The organism is Mycobacterium sp. TH-M116 (assembly GCF_057473685.1).
The window spans coordinates 1-1894 of sequence record NZ_JBYCLC010000282.1; the positions used below are offsets into that span (position 1 = coordinate 1).

Sequence of the window (1894 nt, forward strand, 5' to 3'; positions counted from 1 at the left end):
CGGGCACCGTGCGCATGGTCGAGGCCTACCACCGGCTCGCGAAGCTCAACGAGTACTCCGCGATCGACTTCACCGGCGACAGTTCCGCCGCCTACCCCCTGCCGTAAACCCACCCACCAGCCCCACCACCAGCCCAGCCCCACCACCAGCGAGGACCTTCAGCAATGGCCGACGACGGCTCTCACAACACCGAGTACCGCATCGAGCACGACACCATGGGCGAGGTCCGGGTACCCGCACAAGCGTTGTGGCGGGCCCAGACTCAACGCGCGGTGGAGAACTTCCCCATCTCGGGCCGCGGGCTGGAACGCGCCCAGATCCGGGCGCTGGGCCTGCTCAAAGGCGCCTGCGCCCAGGTGAACAAGGACCTCCGGCTGCTGGCCCCGGACAAGGCCGACGCGATCATGGCCGCGGCGGCCGAGATCGCCGACGGCCGCCACGACGACCAGTTCCCCATCGACGTCTTCCAGACCGGTTCGGGCACCAGCTCCAACATGAACACAAACGAGGTGATCGCCTCGATTGCGGCCAGGGCCGGGGTCACGGTGCACCCCAACGACGACGTCAACATGTCGCAGTCGTCGAACGACACCTTCCCCACCGCCACCCACATCGCGGCCACCGAGGCCGCGGTGAATCACCTGATCCCCGCGCTGGAGGTGCTGCAGAACGCGCTGACCGGCAAGGCCGATGAGTGGCAGACGGTGGTCAAGTCGGGCCGCACGCACCTGATGGACGCCGTTCCGGTGACACTCGGCCAGGAGTTCAGCGGGTACGCCCGCCAGGTCGAGGCCGGCATCGAACGGGTGCGCGCCACCCTGCCCCGGCTCGGGGAGCTGCCCATCGGCGGCACCGCGGTCGGCACCGGCCTCAATGCCCCCGACGGCTTCGGCACCAAGGTGGTGGCGGTGCTGGTGGAACGGACGGGCATCGCGCAGTTACGCACTGCGACAAACTCTTTCGAGGCCCAAGCCGCGCGCGACGGATTGGTCGAAGCCTCCGGCGCGCTGCGCACCATCGCCGTGTCGTTGACCAAGATCGCCAACGACGTCCGCTGGATGGGATCCGGCCCACTCACCGGCTTGGCCGAGATTCGGTTGCCCGACTTGCAGCCGGGGAGCTCGATCATGCCGGGAAAGGTGAATCCTGTTCTGCCGGAAGCTGTTACGCAGGTCGCCGCGCAGGTGATCGGCAACGACGCCGCGATCGCCTGGGGCGGGGCGAACGGCGCTTTCGAGCTCAACGTCTACATCCCGATGATGGCGCGCAACATTCTGGAATCGTTCACGCTGTTGACCAACGTGTCGACGCTGTTCGCGCAGCGCTGCATTGCCGGCCTGACGGCCAACGTCGAGCATCTGCGGGAGCTGGCCGAGTCCTCCCCGTCGATCGTGACGCCGTTGAATTCGGTGATCGGTTACGAGGAGGCCGCGGCGGTGGCCAAACAGGCACTCAAGGAGCGCAAGACAATTCGGCAAACCGTGATCGACCGCGGCCTGATCGGAGACAAGCTCTCCATCGAGGAGTTGGACCGCCGCCTCGACGTGCTGGCGATGGCCCAAGTCGAAGCCGAGGCCACGCCGGACGGGTCCTGACCCGGCCAGTCTGACCCGGCCTCCTCACCCGCCGCAGCCGAGAAGTAGGCCTCGGAGCGGCCTCGGAGCGGCCTCGGAGCGGCCTCGCACCACGGTGGATGCCCCGCCGCACATTCCGGAAGCAGCCTGGCGGGCCCAGTCGTCAGAGCGTGCCGGGCACGCCGCGTTAGCTGTCCGTGCCCGCGGCGCCCTGCGTGCCCGCGGCGCCCTGCGTGCCTGCGGTGCCGGTGGGGTCGCCGGTTCCGCCGGTCCCGCCGGCACCGCCGGTCGTGCCGCCCGCACCGCCCGTACCACCCGTG

General features: G+C 69.1%; 2 protein-coding genes. Both read left to right on the plus strand.

What is annotated here, in order from left to right; translation table 11 throughout:
* On the plus strand, positions 1 to 107 hold a 107-nt coding region (locus AC2VOK_RS14060; RefSeq protein ID WP_428901032.1), incomplete at its 5' end, for a hypothetical protein.
* Between the two features lie 57 nt (positions 108 to 164).
* On the plus strand, positions 165 to 1595 hold the full coding sequence (locus AC2VOK_RS14065) for a class II fumarate hydratase (protein ID WP_428901031.1): 1431 nt from the start codon (positions 165 to 167) through the stop codon (positions 1593 to 1595).
* The last annotated feature ends 299 nt before the right edge of the window (positions 1596 to 1894 follow it).

What these genes read in the sequence shown, in the direction of transcription:
- AC2VOK_RS14065 (WP_428901031.1), top strand. Translation starts at nt 165, where the DNA reads ATGGCCGACGACGGCTCTCACAACACCGAGTACCGCATCGAGCACGAC.